Raw genomic sequence first — 14,589 nt, 5'->3', positions numbered from 1 at the left:
GACCGCCGCCATCGCTAGGCGCGTGCGGCGCCCCCTTCAGTCCCCAACCACGGAGAACATCATGACCGTCGACAAGACCTTGCAGGCCAACGTCATCGCCGAGCTCGGCTGGGAGCCGAGCGTGACCGCCGCCCATATCGGCGTGACCGCCAAGGACGGCGTCGTGACCCTGACCGGTCACGTCCAGAACTACATGGAGAAGCATGCCGCCGAGAAGGCCGCCGGCCGGGTGAAGGGCGTCCGCGCCGTCGCCGAGGAGATCGAGGTCCGCCTTCCCCACCACGCCAAGCGGAACGACGACGAGATCGCGGCGGCCGTGGTCCAGCGCCTGGACTGGAACGTCTCGGTTCCGGACGAGACCGTGAAGGTCACGGTCGAGAACGGCTGGGTCACGCTCACCGGACAGGTCGAGTGGCAGTTCCAGAAGGCCGCGGCCGAGCACGACATCCGCGGGATGCTCGGCGTCGTCGGGATCGCCAACAACGTGACGATCAAGCCGCGCCCGAACGCGACCGACATCAGCGCCGACATCACGCATGCCCTGCATCGCAGCTGGTACGACCCGAAGACCATCAACGTCAGCGCCAACGGCGGCGTCGTCCACCTCAGCGGCACCGTCCACAACTGGTACGACCGCCAGATGGCCGGCTGGACGGCCTGGGGCGCCCCCGGTGCCACGACGGTCGACAACGACATCCGCGTCGTCTGAGCGAACCGACCACGCCACCGCACCGGGCAGGCCGCCCGGTGCGGAGTCCGTCAGGAACCACTTCCGATGATCAATGCCCAGATCCACGGTCACGACCGGACCCTCCTCGGCCGGATATTCCATCACCCGACCAGCAACAACCTCGAATGGCGCGAGGTCGTGGCCTTCGTCGGGCGGATCGGCAGCGCCGAGGAGAAGCGCGACGACAAGTGGGGCTTCACCCTCGCCGGCCGGACGGCGACCTTCCTCCGCCCGCGGGACAAGGACATGGACCCGCGCGAGGTGGAGCGCCTGCGCCACCTGATGCAGGATGCCGGGCTGTCGCCCTACTCCACCGAGATCCTTGAGGCCTCGCCGACCCCGGCGGAGAGCGACGCCCTCATCGTCGTCGACCACCACGACGCCCGGATCTATCGCCTCGACCCCGAGATTGTGGGCGGCGAGACCGAGACCACGCTGCGCCCCTACGATCCGAACGGGTCCATCCACCATCTCTCCCACAAGGAGGACGGCAACTATCGCGGGCAACGCGCGCCGGAGGACCTCGGCTACTACGACCGCATCGCTGCCGCCGTCGTGAACGCGCCGCGCATCGCCATCGTCGGGCATGGCACCGGCAAGGCCAGCGCGATGGCCGTTCTTGCGGATCGCCTGCGCGAGCATCACTACGAGACGCAGGGACGCGTCGTGGCGACCGCGACCATCGACCTGTCGGCCGCCACCGACGGACAGCTGCTGGCGCTCGGCCGCGAGATGCTGACCCGGGACGCCAAGTGATGAACGCCCGCGTTTCCATGGTCGATGCCGGTGAACTGACGCTTGAGGAGGCGACCGCAATCGTCGGGCGCGCCGTCACCGAGGCCCGCCGGCTCGGGATCACCGTAAGCGTCGCGGTCTGCGGCCCCCAGGGTCGCCTCGTCGCCTTCTCGAAGATGGACGGTGCCGGCTGCATGACCGCGCGCGGCGCCATCGGCAAGGCCGTGGCCTCCGCGGTTTCGGGCGAACCCAGCGAGTTCATGCCTCCGCCCGGGGATGACCTCTATTGTTCGGTCGTCGAGGGCGAAGGGACCGCGGCCTTTCACGAGCGCGGCGGCATTCCCCTGAGACGGCATGGAACCCTGATAGGCGCCATCGGAGTCTACGGTGAGGCATCCCTGGAACAGGACGTCGCCTGCGCGACCGCTGCGGCATGGCGCATGCCGGTAAAAACGGGGACGGCATGAACGTTGAAGTGATGGCAACCTGGATATCCGGGCTACGCTATGGGCCCGCTTGCAACTCATGACAGCCGCGTAGTCAGCTGCAGGTATCTTCCGAAAACAGTCATTCATTCATCGGACCAGAAGCATCGGCCTGCGGTGATGAGGCAGAGTTGGTGCAGACCCGAAACCCGAGCATTCGCCCCATACGCGGACCAGCAATTTATTGAGTGCCATCTTTTTGAGAAAAGCCGCCCATTTGCCAAGGTTTTATCCCGTCAAACTATGACCAAACTTTTTACGATAGTCGCTTGGGCGAAACCCCATCTCTTTGGCAAAAGCCTGACGGAACGACGCGATATCGCCATAGCCGATATCAGAGGCCACCTGACTAATAGGGACTGTGTTGGCTTCGAGGAGCTCACGCGCTTTTTCCATCCTCAGTTTGAGGCGATATTCATTTGGCCGCAGACCGGTGGCACCATGAAAGCGGCGAGCGAAGGTTCGCATCTCCAGGCCCGACCATTGAGCCATATCGTTCACAGTGATTCCGGCTGGCGCACGGGCATGGAGTTCATACTGGGATTTGAGAATGGCGGTATCGCCATGGTTCATGTCCGGTAGGAATGTCTTGTGGAACCGCTGCTCGCGATTAGGCGGTTCGATCATCATAAAATCCGCGATTTCCATCATCGCTGCGGTACCTAGCAACCTCCTGACGATGACGAGAGCGAGATCGGTCCAAGCCATAATACCGCCCACGGTAATGATGTCGTCATCTTCGGTTCGAACCGCATCGACATCGAATTCTATCGCCGGAAACAGAGCCGTTAGATTGGGCACGCTGCAGGCATGCGTCGTGGCGCGACGCCCATCAAGAAGCCCTGTCTGTGCGAGAAGGAACGTGCCTCCGCAAATCGACGTCAGGACAGCTCCTCCGGCATGCTGCCCGATGAGCCAGTCCGACCACTTCGGCGCGATTTCCGTGCCGAGGATTGCGGTCTCGCGAGGCGGGATGATGATGACGCGCGCGATGCTCTCCCCGGGTTGAGCCATCCCGGGAAGTGAATCGAACGTCCTGACGATCCCGCCAGCGCCAGTATCGGCGAAGTGACTGATCCGCAGCACTGGATCGTTTGAGCCAAGGCGCGCGCGGCTGAGATCGTCGGTCATCCGGAACAGATCCGTCAGACCGTGCACGATGCCGAGCATCGTCCGTTCCCTGACTACAATGGCGATCCCAAGCGGCGGAGGTGCGGATGCCATTTGTCGCTTCTTCCTCCTGTTTTGTCGGTTCGGCCGATCACTGTCCGCGCCGCCGTACCTTATCAGAGAGAGCTCGGCGAAGTCGCCGCTTAATTCTCGTGGAGCCCGATTATAACTTCGCAAATAAATCCTGGAATGAAGCCACTGGTCAATATTGCGAAGTGGGAACTCATTTTTGGGAGGGCGGCCTTCTCAAGCCTTGCACTTGTCGGCAACGCCCTCTCCACATCGGGAATGACCGGACAAAGAGATCTGGAGATAAGCCAATGAGCGCGATCAAGGTCAAGGACGGAACCGAGATCTTCTACAAGGAGTGGGGAGCCGGCCAGCCAATCTTCTTCCACCACGGCTGGCCGCTAAGCGGCGATGACTGGGACACCCAGATGATGTTCTTTGCCGACAAGGGCTATCGCGTGATCGCACATGATCGCCGTGGCCATGGTCGCTCAAGCCCGTCGTCCCAGGGCAATGACATGGACACCTATGCTGCCGATGTTTCTGCGGTGGCGCTCCACTTGGGCCTGCGAAACGCGGTGCATATCGGGCATTCGACCGGCGGCGGTGAGGTGATCCGCTATGTCGCAAGATACGGCAGCGGGGGGCAGGTCGCCAAGGCAGTGCTGATCGGGGCAATTCCCCCGAAGCTCGGCAGGTCCCCAAGCAACCCGAACGGCGTACCGCCGGAGGTAATCGACGGCATTCGTGCCGGCATTCTCGGCAATCGCGCACAATTCTACAGGGATTTTTCGACAGGTCCTTTCTACGGATACAATAGAACTGGTGCGGGGGTATCATCCGCAGTCACTGATAATTGGTTCAAGCAGGCCATGATTGGTGACATAAAGGCGCAATTCGATTGCATTGGTGCCTTCGCTGACACCGATTTCACGGTTGATCTGACGAACATCCAGCAACCCGTGTTCTTGATGCACGGAGAGGATGACCAAGTCGCACCACTTGCGACAACCTCGCGAGTGGCTTCGGATCTGCTTAAGAATGGCACGTTGAAGACCTATCCCGGTTTCCCGCACGGCATGGCGACGACGCATGCCGACGTGATCAACGCAGACATCCTGTCCTTCATCCGGTCTTGAATGCGCCCTCGACGGTCGCTGCCTGCGACCGTCGAGGCGAAGTGACCCGGGTACCAGGCCTCATTGGGCCGCAAGCAGCCAAGGCACCCTCGCGATCCATCGAGCGAGCTATCCACGGCCTGCCATCGCCGCCTGCCTTCGCACCGAGGAGCGAACATGAACACCCGTATCGACCGTCGAAGCAGCCGAAGCCTCATGTTGGCGCTGTCTCTTACCTTCCCCCTGCTCGGGCCAGCCCCTGCCCAGGCTCAGAACTCCACGCCATTCGAAGCGATCAACGCCGCGGCAAAGGCCGGCCCGATCAACGTCCACCCGCTGCGAGGCGGAGTCAGCATGCTCGACGGTTCCGGGGGCAACATCACCGCACTACCCGGGCCCGAGGGCTTCTTTCTGGTGGACGTCGGCATCGCCGTCTCCAAAGCCATGATCCTCGATGCTTTGCGGTCAATCGGACCCGGCGGGATTCGACTGGCCATCGTCACGCATTGGCACTGGGATCATGCCGACGGTGCCGGATGGGTCCGCGCCCAAGGCGCCAGCATCATGGCCGACCCGGTTGCCATCAGTCGCCAAGAAGAAACGATCCGTGTCGTCGAATGGGGCAACACCTTTCGACCCAAGCCAGTCGCCGAACTGCCCAACCTCTCCGTCGCAGGGGACAAAACGCTCTACGAAAATGGCGAAACAATCCGTATTCGCCATTATACGAGCGGGCATACGGACGGGGATATCTCCGTTTATTTCGTCAACGCCGATGTTCTTGCCACCGGCGATACTTTTTGGAACGGACAATATCCATTCATCGACTATGTGGGCGGTGGAAGTATCGACGGTGCCATCACCGCAGCCGATGCTAACATTGCCATGTCGACCGCTCACACGATCATCGTTCCCGGCCATGGACCTGTAGGTGACCTAGGCTCTCAGACGGCGTTCCGCGACATGCTTGTGACAATTCGTAATCGGGTTGCGGCACTCAAGCAGAAAGGCATGACGCTGGAGCAAGTTCAGGCAGCCGAGCCGACGAAGGACCATGACGCGGCTTGGGGTCGCTCAATCATCAGCGGCAAGCTCTTCACGGCGCTTGTCTATCGGGGCGTCTGAAATCGCGGCCGAGCTTCCTTGCACCAAGGTCCAGGCAAGGCAGGACAGTCATCGCCCCCGATTTATGACGTGAGCCGCGCGAAACCCGAAAGCGGTTTTGGCATCACAGCCACCTCAGCCATTTATAGGATCAATGACCATGACACATATAGCAGAAGCGCTTCGCATCGACATTCCCGTGAAATTGGACGAGCTCAGAATCGTATTCAGCATAAGCGCACTGGCATTCGAGGGCGACCTGCCGGCGTCCATTTTTCATCTCCAGCTTATCACCGGGGACATCGCCGACTGGGGCGCAAGATCGGATGTTATCGCTGTCTTCCATACCAATGCCGGGCACGTGATGCTTCACGATGACGCCTATAATGGCGAACGACACATATCGACTGGCAATCCGTACAAATCGCTTGTGACTGACCTTGTAGTACGCGGCGTACGGGTAGAGCTCTGCGGCGCTACCGCAAAGGCACATGGCTGGACAAACAAGGATTTGCTCCCGGACATCGCCGTCAATACGGACGCGATGGCGCGGACCGCCCAACTTGTGCAGCAGGGGTTCGTCAAAATCTCTGAGTGAGCAGCTTTCTGAAGTTTCCCCTAACGCAAAGGAGACCCGATCATGAGCGCGTCCATCGAGGCATTCGTTCCCGACAGCAAGCTTGCCCGTGCCGTCACGGCATTTGTTCGGGACACCGAAACCGAACTGCTCTTCAACCATTCAAGTCGGGTCTACCAGTTCGGTGCCATAGCCGGTGTCCATCGCGGTCTCAGCTTCGACCGGGAGCTCCTTTATGCCGGTGCGATGTTCCACGACGTCGGACTGATGGCAAACTACAGTAGCGCGAACGAACGCTTTGAGGTTGACGGTGCCAACGCGGCCCGCGACTTCCTGAAGGCCCACGGGGTGCCGGAGGCGGATGTCTATACAGTTTGGACCGCCATCGCCCTGCACACGACCCCTGGCATTCCAGTCCACATGCATGCGGTTGTCGCGCTCCTCACGGCTGGCGTCGAGATGGACGTGCTTGGTTTGTCCTACGCGGATTATTCCGAGGTCGAGCGCGAGGCTATCGTGTCAGCCTTCCCGCGCGCACCGGACTTCAAGGAAGGTATCATCCAGGCGTTCTACGACGGCATCCGGCATAAGCCGGACACCACCTTCGGCAACGTCAAGGCCGACGTAATCGCAGACAAAGAGCCGAGCTTCCGCAGAGGAAATTTCTGCAACCTCATCCGCAACTCGCGCTGGCCGGGCGGTGATCACGCGCCCGGATGCGGCCGCTGACTGCACGCCTGAGACGCTCGCCCTGTAGACGGGCCGGCATTAAATATACCGTCGTTCTCAAAAATATTACCCTGATCAATCTGGGATTAATACACTGAAATCTGCCTTAGCGGCGAATTTATTCTCTATGACTTAATCTGACTATAATAATATAACATCAGTTTTTCTTCAAAAATATGCGCCTATTTTGCAATAGCGCGGGCGTTTATCAGTATATCAAATTCGATCCTACAAGATTAACATTGGTTTCGGAGAATTTTCACGATAAGCGAACGTGTGAGACCCTGAAGGTCCGCATTATGCCGTCGTCGCGGATCGAGACGTACTCGCCCTCGACGAAGCGGTGGCTACCCAACTTGTAGCCCGGCTCGTCGTCATCCGTCGTTCTGTCGTCGTAGTCGATCAGCCAGGTGCCACCGCCGAAGCCCCCCTGCCGGTGGACCAGGCGCCCGTCGCGGTTCGGCTCGCCGAGCCAGAACCGGCGGACGCGGCAAAGGTCCCGCATCTCGCGCCAGAGCGCCGGATCGAGCTCTCCGCCGGCGCCGAGCGGCGCATCGATCTCGTAGCCGCGGTCGACGCTTCCGTCGGGAAAATCCGGGCCGCGGGCGAGGGTCAGGGTGACGTGGGGCAGCATGGTGTTCTCCAGCGGTGAAGGTACGCACCTCCGTGGGATCAGAGGACTTCGTGGACCGGTCGTCCCGTCCGTTCGAATGCGTCGATGTTGGCGACGGTTGTCTCGGCGATGGCCGTCATCGCCTCGACCGTGAAGAAGCCCTGATGCCCGGTGACGAGCACGTTCGAGAACATCAGCAGGCGCTCGAAGATGTCGTCGCGGATCACCGCGTCGGACTTGTCCTCGAAGAAAAGCTCTTCCTCCTCCTCGTAGACGTCGAGGCCGAGATGGCCGATCCGACCCTCGTTCAGCCCTGCGACCACCGCCTTGGTATCGACGATGGCGCCGCGGCTCGTGTTGATCAGCATCACGCCGCGCTTCATCACCCCGATGGCGGCCGCATCGATGAGATGGCGCGTCTCGGGCGTCAGGGGACAATGCAGGGAGATGATGTCCGAGGTGGCGAGCAGGTCCTGCAGCGGGCGGTAGACGACGCCCATGGCCTCGCAGGCCGGGCTCGGCTCGACGTCGTATCCGATGACCTTGCAGCCGAAGCCGAGCATGATCCTGGCGACGCCTTGCCCGATCCGGCCGGTCCCGACGATTCCCACGGTCCGGCCATGCAGGTTGAAGCCGAGCAGGCCGTCGAGGGCGAAGTTGCCGTCCCTGACACGGGCGTAGGCGCGGTGGATGTGCCGGTCGAGCGACAGCATCAGCGCTACGGCGTGTTCGGAAACGGCCTCGGGGGAGTAGGCTGGGACCCGGGCGACGAGGATGCCATGTCGCTTGGCGGCGGCGAGGTCGACGTTGTTGAAACCCGCCGACCGCAGGACGACCAGGCGCACCCCGAGACTCGCAAAGGTGTCTAGGGCGGCCGCGTCGACTGCGTCGTTGACGAACGCGCAGACGGCCTCGGCCTTGCCGGCGAGGACCGCCGTGGTCCGGTCGAGCCGCGCATCGATGTAGTTCAGGGTGTGACGGCCCGCGACCGCGGCGTCGAGGAAGCGCCGGTCGTACGGCTTGGTGCTGAAGACCGCGACGTCCATGTGATCAATCCTTGGGCTAGCGGTTTGGCGGGGCGAAGGCGTCATGGCCGTTCAGCCCGGGAGCGAGGTTCAGGCCGGGGCGAGGGTTCGGACGGAAGGGCCGTCCGCGCCGCGCACCAGGGGACCTTGCTCGGCCGTTCCGGTCTCCCGGAGGAACAGGGCGAGGATCAGGGCCAGGACGACGCCGCCCACCAAGGGCAGGAAGGCGGTCTGGAAGTCGGACAGCGTCAGCGGGACGCCCTGCCTCGGCAGCATCAGGTGCGAGATGAAGGGCGACACGATCCCCGTCGTCACGAAGACGAGGAAGTTCATCACCCCGGCCGCCGTCCCCTTCACCTGGGCCGGGTTGGTCTCCTTCATCATCGAGAAGGGGATCATCGCCGCCCCGGACGCGATGCCGAGCACCAGGGCCACGGAATAGCGCGGCAGCGTACCGACCGGGACGTAGATGGCCGTCAGGCCGGCCGCGAGCATCAGCAGGGCGCCGCCCAGCAGCACCGGCTTTCGACGGCCAAGCCTGTCGGACACGTATCCGAGCAGCGGGCAGCCGATGACCCAGCCGATGGGCACCATGGCGGCGTCGGACGCGGCCTCCGCCATCGTCAGGTTCTCGCCGGCATGGAGGAACGAGGTAGCCCAGACCAGGGCGCCGATGGTGGTGGGCAGGAACAGAAGGCCCCCGACGATGCCGGCGAGCCAGCTCTGCGGATTACCGAAGATGACCTTGAACGGATGGAGCAGGGCGGGGACCGAGAACTCGGCATGGTGGCTCGGGCTGTCGCCGGTCTCGCGCGGCATCACGAACCAGGTCGCGAGGGCCAGGGCGAACCCCATCGCCGCGAACGCGATCCAGACGTGCTGCCAGGGGACATTAAATCCGCCAGCGGGGTCGATAGCCATGTGGACCGGCTTCGATCCGAACGCCGCGCCGGCCATGCCCAGGCATTGCGTGAGGCCGATGAACAGCGCCAGCATGCGCGTCGGCAGGTAGCGGGCCGCCACGTAGGACGAACCGACGAAGGCGAAGATCGCCCCGGTCGCCTGGAGGACGAAGCCGATCATGCCGGCCGCCTCGCTGCCCTGCGCGAACACGAGACATCCGAGGCCGACGACGGCGATGCCGTACGGGATGGTCCGGTGGGCACCGTACCGGTCCAGCAGGACGCCTGCGACCAGGGCCATCACCGCGTAGGCGACGTAATAGGCCGAGATCATCGTCCCGATGTGGTTGGCACCCCAGGCCGAGGTCAGTTCCGCCTGCATCACCCCGGGCGCCGAACGCACCGCATACTGGAAGAAGTAGAAGACCGCGCACAGCAGCCAGGAAAGGAGGAACAGGAGCTTGAGCTCGACCGGCGGCGAGGGATCGGATCGTCCACCTGCGGGTGGGGCCACCGAGAGGCCTTTTGGATCGCCCGTGGCGATTGCCGCGTCCACCATTTCGAGATCTCTCCGGCATTCGCGGCAGGCCGCGGTTTCGTGATGTCCCCACGGGAGGCATGCTCTTCCGTGTTCGTTCGCAGCACCGAGAGCCCCTGATGAGGGGACGCGTCCTGCGAGCGACCGAGGGGACACGAAGACCCTAGGTCGGGGCTCGGGACGAAGCCTTGCGCTGGATCAAGGATACCGCCCGCCTGCCGGCCCTAAGCTCGTTCCTTGCCGGCACCTCGATGGGCGGACCTCGCTCGCGACCGTGATCGGCCCACGTGGAGCGGGTGACATGGGCGGGAAACAACGAAGGTCCCCCGGGGCCGGGAACGACGTCGGAGGCATGCTCGACGGCATCTCGGCCGTACTGGGGGCGCTCGTCGTCCTGACGCCCTTCCTCTTCATCGAGACGGGCAACTTCCCCGCCATGCTGAGCGCGACCGGATGCGGTCTCGCCGTCATGGGCCTGGCCTTCCTCGACGGGCCCGAGCCGGAGCCCTGGACGCGGTGGGGCTCGGGGGTGCTGGGCGCATGGGTGGCGGTCTCACCCTGGTTCCTGCAACGGGCCTTCGTGCCGCCGGACGCGGTCCTCGCCTCGCCGATGGCAGAGCCCGCCGTCTCGATGCCGGTCGTCCTCGGTCTTGCCATCGTGGTGACCGCCGGGCTCGACATCACGCGAACGGTCGTGGAATCCCAGCGCTCGGCCACTCAGGATCAACGCGATCACATCACTTCGGAAACCGCCTCGGTGTCGCCATTCCGCGGAGCGGCGGAGCGAGGATTGCTCAACCAAGACCGATCATCGCCAGTCGGCGGACGTGGTACGGCCGCTGGACACCCTGTCCGTCTCAGGAGGCAAGCTCGGTGACGTTCCGACTGGCCTCGCGGACCCCATCGGCGATCCGGTCCTGGACGTGTTCCGGTTCCCGGCGGATCGCCACGGCGAGATGGCCGAGGGTGCGACGCATGCCGCTCATCCGGTCGACGAGATCGAGGATGAGGACGATGCCCTCGTCGTTCACGCCGAAGTCGCGCTCCAGGTCCTGGATGAGCTGAGCGCGGCCGAGGTCGATCTCGCGGAACGTCCATCGCCCCTCGGTCCCGTCGGGGATGAGCCAGCCGGTATCGATCCACGCATGCAGGACCGCGGTCTCGACGCTTGCGCGGACCATGAACTCTCTCATTTCCATCATAGCGTCTCCTCGGCTTGCCGGGTCCCATGAGGCTTCGCGGTCCCCCACCGGGATACGAAGTCCTGCAACTCCGCATCCGGCTCGGCCGGCAGGGTCAGCCGCAGCGTGACGTACTCGTCACCGGCAGCGGCGCCCCGGACCATGCCCTTACCCTTCAGGCGGAGCACGGCGCCGGTGTTGCTCCACCTCGGAACGGTCATGGAAACAGGGCCGGACGGCGTCGGCACGCTGACCCTGCCGCCGAGGACCGCATCGCGGAGCGACAGCGGCAGATCGACGTGGATGTCGTCCCCCTTCAGCTTGAACAGGGCGTGGGGACGGACCTCGACCTCGATCAGGGCATCACCCGGCGGCCCCTTGCCGATGCCAGGTCCACCCTTGCCGCGCAGGCGCAGCGTCTGCCCCGTCCGCGTGCCGGGTGGGATCGTGACGTCCAGGGCGTGGCTGTCGGGAAGCGTCAGCGTGCGCTTCCCGCCGTTGAACGCCTCCAGGAAGTCGAGCTCCAGCCGGTAGCGGGCGTCCGTACCGGGCCGGTTGGGATCGCCGCGGCCGGCGCGACCGAACATCTGCGCAAAGATGTCCTCGCCGCCGAAATCACCGAACCCCTGATCGCCGCCGTAGGGATGGCCGGCGTCGCGCTCTGCCTGCTCGCGGTAATATGGCTGGCGCGGCCGCTCGCTGCCGGACGCGTCGATCTCGCCGCGGTCGAACTGGGCGCGCTTGGCCGGGTCGTTCAGCAGGTCGTAGGCGGTCGCCACCGCCTTGAAGCTCTCCTCGGCTTTTTTGTTGCCGGGGTTGAGGTCGGGATGCAGCTTCTTGGCAAGCTTCCGATAGGCCGTGCGCAGGTCAGCCTCGGAGACGTCCCGCTTCACGCCCAGGACCTTGTACGGATCGTCGCTCAATACGGATTCCTCCGGTCCGGGATGTCGTCGTGGCTGATGATGGCCGTATCAGCCTCCGGTGCCGTTCCCGGCCTGGCCCTTCGAGACGCTGACCCGGGCCGGTCGCAGGAGGCGGTCATGGAGGGTGAAGCCATCCTCCATGACCTCGACGACGGTCCCGGGAGGGTGGGTCGCGTCCTCGATCTCCCGCATCGCCTCGTGCGCCTTCGGATCGAACGGCGTCCCGAGGGCCGGCATCCGATGGATGCCGAACCGTTCGAGGGCGGAGGTCAGCATCCGTTCGGTCGCCCCGACGCCTTCGAGCAGGGACGCGTTGGCTTCCGGGCCTGCGCCGGGGCTGGCCGTGCCGGCCGCAACGGCGCGACCGAGGTTGTCGGCAACGGGTAGAAGCGCGGTCGCGAGACCCTGCACCGCAAACTTCCTGGCATCATCGACGCCGCGCTCGCCGCGCCTCCGAACGTTCTCGGTCTCGGCGAGCGCCCGCATCAGGCGATCCTGCAGGGATGCGTTCTCGGCCTGGAGGGCCGCGAGATCCGCGGCCTCCCCGTTGGGTGACGCGGCACCGTTCATGGTCTCGGGCATCGGTCGCTCCCCCTCGAATGCCGGACCGGTCATGCCGCCGGCCGGTGCCGCGGGGCGTCGCCGGGGGCCTCCTCGAACTCCGCGTCGACGATCTCCGGATCGGCCGACGGACCCTTGGCGGCCGGCCCGCCCTCGCCCAGGCGTGCCGCCGCCTGGGTCAGGCGTTCGGTGGCCGCCTTGATGCGTGAAAGGTCTCCGGCCTGGATCGCCTCCCTCGCCGCCGTGACCGCCTTCTCGACCTCGGCCTTCACGTCGGCGGGAACGTTGCCCCCCGCCTCCTTGAGGCTCTTTTCGGTGGTGTAGATCGCGACGTCGGCGTGGTTGCCGGCCTCGACCAGTTCCTTGCGGACCTTGTCTGCCCCGGCATGGGTCTCGGCCTCGCGCACGAGGCGCTGGATCGCCGCCTCGTCGAGGCCGCCCGAGGCCTCGATGCGGATGGTCTGCTCCTTCCCGCTCGCCTTGTCCTTGGCCGAGACGTTGACGATGCCGTTGGCGTCGATGTCGAAGGTGACCTCGATCTGCGGCTGGCCCCGCGGCGCCGGCGGGATGCCGACGAGGTCGAACTGGCCGAGCATCTTGTTGTCGGCCGCCATCTCGCGCTCGCCCTGGAACACCCGGATGGTCACCGCCGGCTGGGCGTCGGCGGCGGTGGAGAAGGTCTGGCTCCGCTTGGTCGGGATCGTGGTGTTGCGCTCGATCAGCCGGGTCAGCACGCCGCCGAGCGTCTCGATGCCGAGCGAGAGCGGGGTGACGTCGAGGAGCAGCACGTCGCTGACGTCGCCCTGGAGCACGCCCGCCTGGATGGCCGCGCCGATGGCCACGACCTCGTCCGGGTTCACACCCTTGTGCGGCTCGCGCCCGAACAGGGCCTGCACGGTCTCCTGGACCTTCGGCATCCGGGTCTGGCCGCCGACGAGGACGACCTCGTCGATCTGCGACACGTCGAGGTTGGCGTCCTTGAACGCCGCCTTGCACGGCCCCGCCGTCCGCTCGACGAGGTCGGCGACCAGGGCTTCGAGCTTGGCCCGGCTGAGCTTGATCGCGAGGTGCTTCGGCCCGTTCTGGTCGGCCGTGACGAAGGGCAGGTTGACCTCGGTCTGGGTGGCCGACGACAGCTCGATCTTCGCCTTCTCGGCGGCGTCCTTCAGGCGCTGAAGCGCGAGCCGGTCCTTGCGCAGGTCGATGCCGCTCTCCTTGCGGAACTCGTCCACGAGGTAGTCGACGATGCGGTTGTCGAAGTCCTCTCCGCCGAGGAAGGTGTCGCCGTTGGTGGACTTCACCTCGAACACGCCGTCGCCGATCTCAAGGAACGAGACGTCGAAGGTGCCGCCGCCGAGGTCGTAGACCCCGACCTTGCCGTTGCCCTTCTTGTCGAGACCGTAGGCCAGCGCGGCCGCCGTGGGCTCGTTGATCATCCGGAGCACCTCCAGGCCGGCGATGCGGCCGGCGTCCTTGGTGGCCTGGCGCTGCGCGTCGTTGAAGTACGCCGGCACGGTGATGACGGCCTTGGTCACCTTCTCGCCGAGGAAGGCCTCCGCGGTCTCCTTCATCTTCGTCAGGATGTAGGCGCTGATCTGGCTCGGGCTGTAGGTCTTGCCCTTCACCTCGACCCAGGCGTCGCCGTTGGGGCCGGGCACGATCTTGTACCCGACCATGGCCTTGTCCTTCTCGGTCAGCGGGTCGTCGTAGCGACGGCCGATCAGGCGCTTGATCGCCGAGATGGTGTTCTCGGGATTCGTGATGCTCTGGCGCTTGGCCGGCTGCCCGACCAGGACCTCGCCGCTCTCTGTGAAGGCGACGATGGACGGCGTGGTCCGCGCACCCTCCGCGTTCTCGATGACCTGCGCCTTCGCCCCGTCGAGGACGGCGACGCAGGAGTTGGTGGTGCCGAGGTCGATGCCGATGGCCTTGGACATGGTTGGTCTCCGTGATGTCTGTGGTGAGGGATGCGGCTGCCGGCATGCTTCTCCGGCGGCGTCCAAATTCGTGACGGGTCAGGTTCGGGGGGTGGTCTGCTGAATGCCCGGGCCGGCCCGTCGAGACGTCCGATCCGGCGAGACGCGCCCGGCGTTCGGGGAGGCCGGAGCTTTGATGGGGACCCGGCTCGTTGTGCGAGGTCCCGTCAGGCCCGCGCCGCCATCGTCCTCCCAGGTCTCGCGCTGGAATTC

General features: G+C 64.7%; 16 protein-coding genes. 8 read left to right on the top strand and 8 right to left on the bottom strand.

Annotation, left to right across the window (positions count from 1 at the left end):
* Nucleotides 1-61: 61 nt before the first annotated feature.
* From MKK58_RS20225 to MKK58_RS20215, 3 genes are all read left to right on the top strand, one after another.
* On the top strand, nucleotides 62-709 hold the full coding sequence (locus MKK58_RS20225) for a BON domain-containing protein (RefSeq protein ID WP_243914252.1): 648 nt from the start codon (nucleotides 62-64) through the stop codon (nucleotides 707-709).
* 66 nt (nucleotides 710-775) lie between these two features.
* Nucleotides 776-1,486 (top strand): hypothetical protein, encoded by a 711-nt coding sequence (locus MKK58_RS20220; protein ID WP_243914245.1) that lies wholly within the window; start codon nucleotides 776-778, stop codon nucleotides 1,484-1,486.
* Entirely contained in the window at nucleotides 1,486-1,932 is a 447-nt protein-coding gene (locus MKK58_RS20215; protein ID WP_243914244.1) for a GlcG/HbpS family heme-binding protein, read from the top strand. Before MKK58_RS20220 ends, MKK58_RS20215 begins: the two co-directional genes overlap by 1 nt.
* Before the next feature lie 246 nt (nucleotides 1,933-2,178).
* Here the strand turns inward: MKK58_RS20215 and MKK58_RS20210 are convergent, their stop codons facing one another.
* The gene (locus MKK58_RS20210) at nucleotides 2,179-3,120 is read right to left on the bottom strand and encodes a GlxA family transcriptional regulator (protein WP_243914243.1); all 942 of its coding nucleotides are present in this window, start codon (nucleotides 3,118-3,120) and stop codon (nucleotides 2,179-2,181) included.
* Nucleotides 3,121-3,440: 320 nt separating this feature from the next.
* Between MKK58_RS20210 and MKK58_RS20205 the strand changes: the two genes are divergently transcribed.
* The 4 genes from MKK58_RS20205 to MKK58_RS20190 all read left to right on the top strand — a co-directional run bounded on the left by MKK58_RS20205 (nucleotide 3,441) and on the right by MKK58_RS20190 (nucleotide 6,657).
* Entirely contained in the window at nucleotides 3,441-4,268 is an 828-nt protein-coding gene (locus tag MKK58_RS20205; protein ID WP_243914242.1) for an alpha/beta fold hydrolase, read from the top strand.
* Between the two features lie 156 nt (nucleotides 4,269-4,424).
* On the top strand, nucleotides 4,425-5,372 hold the full coding sequence (locus tag MKK58_RS20200) for an MBL fold metallo-hydrolase (protein WP_243914240.1): 948 nt from the start codon (nucleotides 4,425-4,427) through the stop codon (nucleotides 5,370-5,372).
* Nucleotides 5,373-5,511: 139 nt separating this feature from the next.
* Nucleotides 5,512-5,949: a DsrE family protein gene (locus MKK58_RS20195; protein ID WP_243914238.1), complete on the top strand. Its 438-nt coding sequence runs from the start codon at nucleotides 5,512-5,514 to the stop codon at nucleotides 5,947-5,949.
* A 42-nt stretch (nucleotides 5,950-5,991) separates the two neighbouring features.
* Nucleotides 5,992-6,657 carry an HD domain-containing protein gene (locus MKK58_RS20190; protein ID WP_243914234.1) on the top strand — a complete coding sequence of 222 codons (666 nt, stop codon included), beginning with the start codon at nucleotides 5,992-5,994 and terminating at the stop codon, nucleotides 6,655-6,657.
* Between the two features lie 259 nt (nucleotides 6,658-6,916).
* Here MKK58_RS20190 and MKK58_RS20185 read toward each other — a convergent pair whose 3' ends face one another.
* The 3 genes from MKK58_RS20185 to MKK58_RS20175 form a co-directional block, all read right to left on the bottom strand.
* Nucleotides 6,917-7,291: a hypothetical protein gene (locus MKK58_RS20185; RefSeq protein ID WP_243914233.1), complete on the bottom strand. Its 375-nt coding sequence runs from the start codon at nucleotides 7,289-7,291 to the stop codon at nucleotides 6,917-6,919.
* 38 nt (nucleotides 7,292-7,329) lie between these two features.
* Nucleotides 7,330-8,316 (bottom strand): 2-hydroxyacid dehydrogenase, encoded by a 987-nt coding sequence (locus MKK58_RS20180; protein ID WP_243914231.1) that lies wholly within the window; start codon nucleotides 8,314-8,316, stop codon nucleotides 7,330-7,332.
* A 69-nt stretch (nucleotides 8,317-8,385) separates the two neighbouring features.
* Nucleotides 8,386-9,756 carry an MFS transporter gene (locus MKK58_RS20175; protein WP_243914230.1) on the bottom strand — a complete coding sequence of 457 codons (1,371 nt, stop codon included), beginning with the start codon at nucleotides 9,754-9,756 and terminating at the stop codon, nucleotides 8,386-8,388.
* A 331-nt stretch (nucleotides 9,757-10,087) separates the two neighbouring features.
* Between MKK58_RS20175 and MKK58_RS20170 the strand changes: the two genes are divergently transcribed.
* Nucleotides 10,088-10,612: a hypothetical protein gene (locus MKK58_RS20170; protein ID WP_243914227.1), complete on the top strand. Its 525-nt coding sequence runs from the start codon at nucleotides 10,088-10,090 to the stop codon at nucleotides 10,610-10,612.
* Here the strand turns inward: MKK58_RS20170 and MKK58_RS20165 are convergent.
* From MKK58_RS20165 to dnaK, 4 genes are read right to left on the bottom strand one after another with little or no spacing between them, the layout of a single operon-like run.
* Nucleotides 10,593-10,928, bottom strand: coding sequence for a chaperone modulator CbpM (locus MKK58_RS20165; protein ID WP_279578480.1), 336 nt, complete (start codon nucleotides 10,926-10,928; stop codon nucleotides 10,593-10,595). The two genes, MKK58_RS20170 and MKK58_RS20165, sit on opposite strands and share 20 nt — an antisense overlap.
* A 5-nt stretch (nucleotides 10,929-10,933) precedes the next feature.
* On the bottom strand, nucleotides 10,934-11,839 hold the full coding sequence (locus MKK58_RS20160; RefSeq protein WP_243914222.1) for a DnaJ C-terminal domain-containing protein: 906 nt from the start codon (nucleotides 11,837-11,839) through the stop codon (nucleotides 10,934-10,936).
* Between the two features lie 48 nt (nucleotides 11,840-11,887).
* A complete protein-coding gene (locus tag MKK58_RS20155; protein ID WP_243914218.1) occupies nucleotides 11,888-12,421 on the bottom strand; it encodes a nucleotide exchange factor GrpE in 534 nt (177 codons plus the stop codon).
* 29 nt (nucleotides 12,422-12,450) lie between these two features.
* Nucleotides 12,451-14,337, bottom strand: a complete 1,887-nt coding sequence (gene dnaK, locus MKK58_RS20150; RefSeq protein ID WP_243914216.1) for a molecular chaperone DnaK — start codon at nucleotides 14,335-14,337, stop codon at nucleotides 12,451-12,453.
* Nucleotides 14,338-14,589 lie beyond the last annotated feature (252 nt).

Source organism: Methylobacterium sp. J-078, assembly GCF_022829285.1.
Classification (GTDB): Bacteria; Pseudomonadota; Alphaproteobacteria; order Rhizobiales; family Beijerinckiaceae; genus Methylobacterium.
This window is presented reverse-complemented; position numbering and strand designations above follow the sequence as displayed.

Bases quoted from the DNA above. Each gene is read 5' to 3' on its own strand.
- MKK58_RS20225 (WP_243914252.1), top strand. From the start codon at position 62: ATGACCGTCGACAAGACCTTGCAGGCCAACGTCATCGCCGAGCTCGGC.
- MKK58_RS20220 (WP_243914245.1), top strand. From the start codon at position 776: ATGATCAATGCCCAGATCCACGGTCACGACCGGACCCTCCTCGGCCGG.
- MKK58_RS20215 (WP_243914244.1), top strand. From the start codon at position 1,486: ATGAACGCCCGCGTTTCCATGGTCGATGCCGGTGAACTGACGCTTGAG.
- MKK58_RS20210 (WP_243914243.1), bottom strand. From the start codon at position 3,120: ATGCTCGGCATCGTGCACGGTCTGACGGATCTGTTCCGGATGACCGAC.
- MKK58_RS20205 (WP_243914242.1), top strand. From the start codon at position 3,441: ATGAGCGCGATCAAGGTCAAGGACGGAACCGAGATCTTCTACAAGGAG.
- MKK58_RS20200 (WP_243914240.1), top strand. From the start codon at position 4,425: ATGAACACCCGTATCGACCGTCGAAGCAGCCGAAGCCTCATGTTGGCG.
- MKK58_RS20195 (WP_243914238.1), top strand. From the start codon at position 5,512: ATGACACATATAGCAGAAGCGCTTCGCATCGACATTCCCGTGAAATTG.
- MKK58_RS20190 (WP_243914234.1), top strand. From the start codon at position 5,992: ATGAGCGCGTCCATCGAGGCATTCGTTCCCGACAGCAAGCTTGCCCGT.
- MKK58_RS20185 (WP_243914233.1), bottom strand. From the start codon at position 7,291: ATGCTGCCCCACGTCACCCTGACCCTCGCCCGCGGCCCGGATTTTCCC.
- MKK58_RS20180 (WP_243914231.1), bottom strand. From the start codon at position 8,316: ATGGACGTCGCGGTCTTCAGCACCAAGCCGTACGACCGGCGCTTCCTC.
- MKK58_RS20175 (WP_243914230.1), bottom strand. From the start codon at position 9,756: ATGGTGGACGCGGCAATCGCCACGGGCGATCCAAAAGGCCTCTCGGTG.
- MKK58_RS20170 (WP_243914227.1), top strand. From the start codon at position 10,088: ATGCTCGACGGCATCTCGGCCGTACTGGGGGCGCTCGTCGTCCTGACG.
- MKK58_RS20165 (WP_279578480.1), bottom strand. From the start codon at position 10,928: ATGAGAGAGTTCATGGTCCGCGCAAGCGTCGAGACCGCGGTCCTGCAT.
- MKK58_RS20155 (WP_243914218.1), bottom strand. From the start codon at position 12,421: ATGCCCGAGACCATGAACGGTGCCGCGTCACCCAACGGGGAGGCCGCG.
- dnaK (WP_243914216.1), bottom strand. From the start codon at position 14,337: ATGTCCAAGGCCATCGGCATCGACCTCGGCACCACCAACTCCTGCGTC.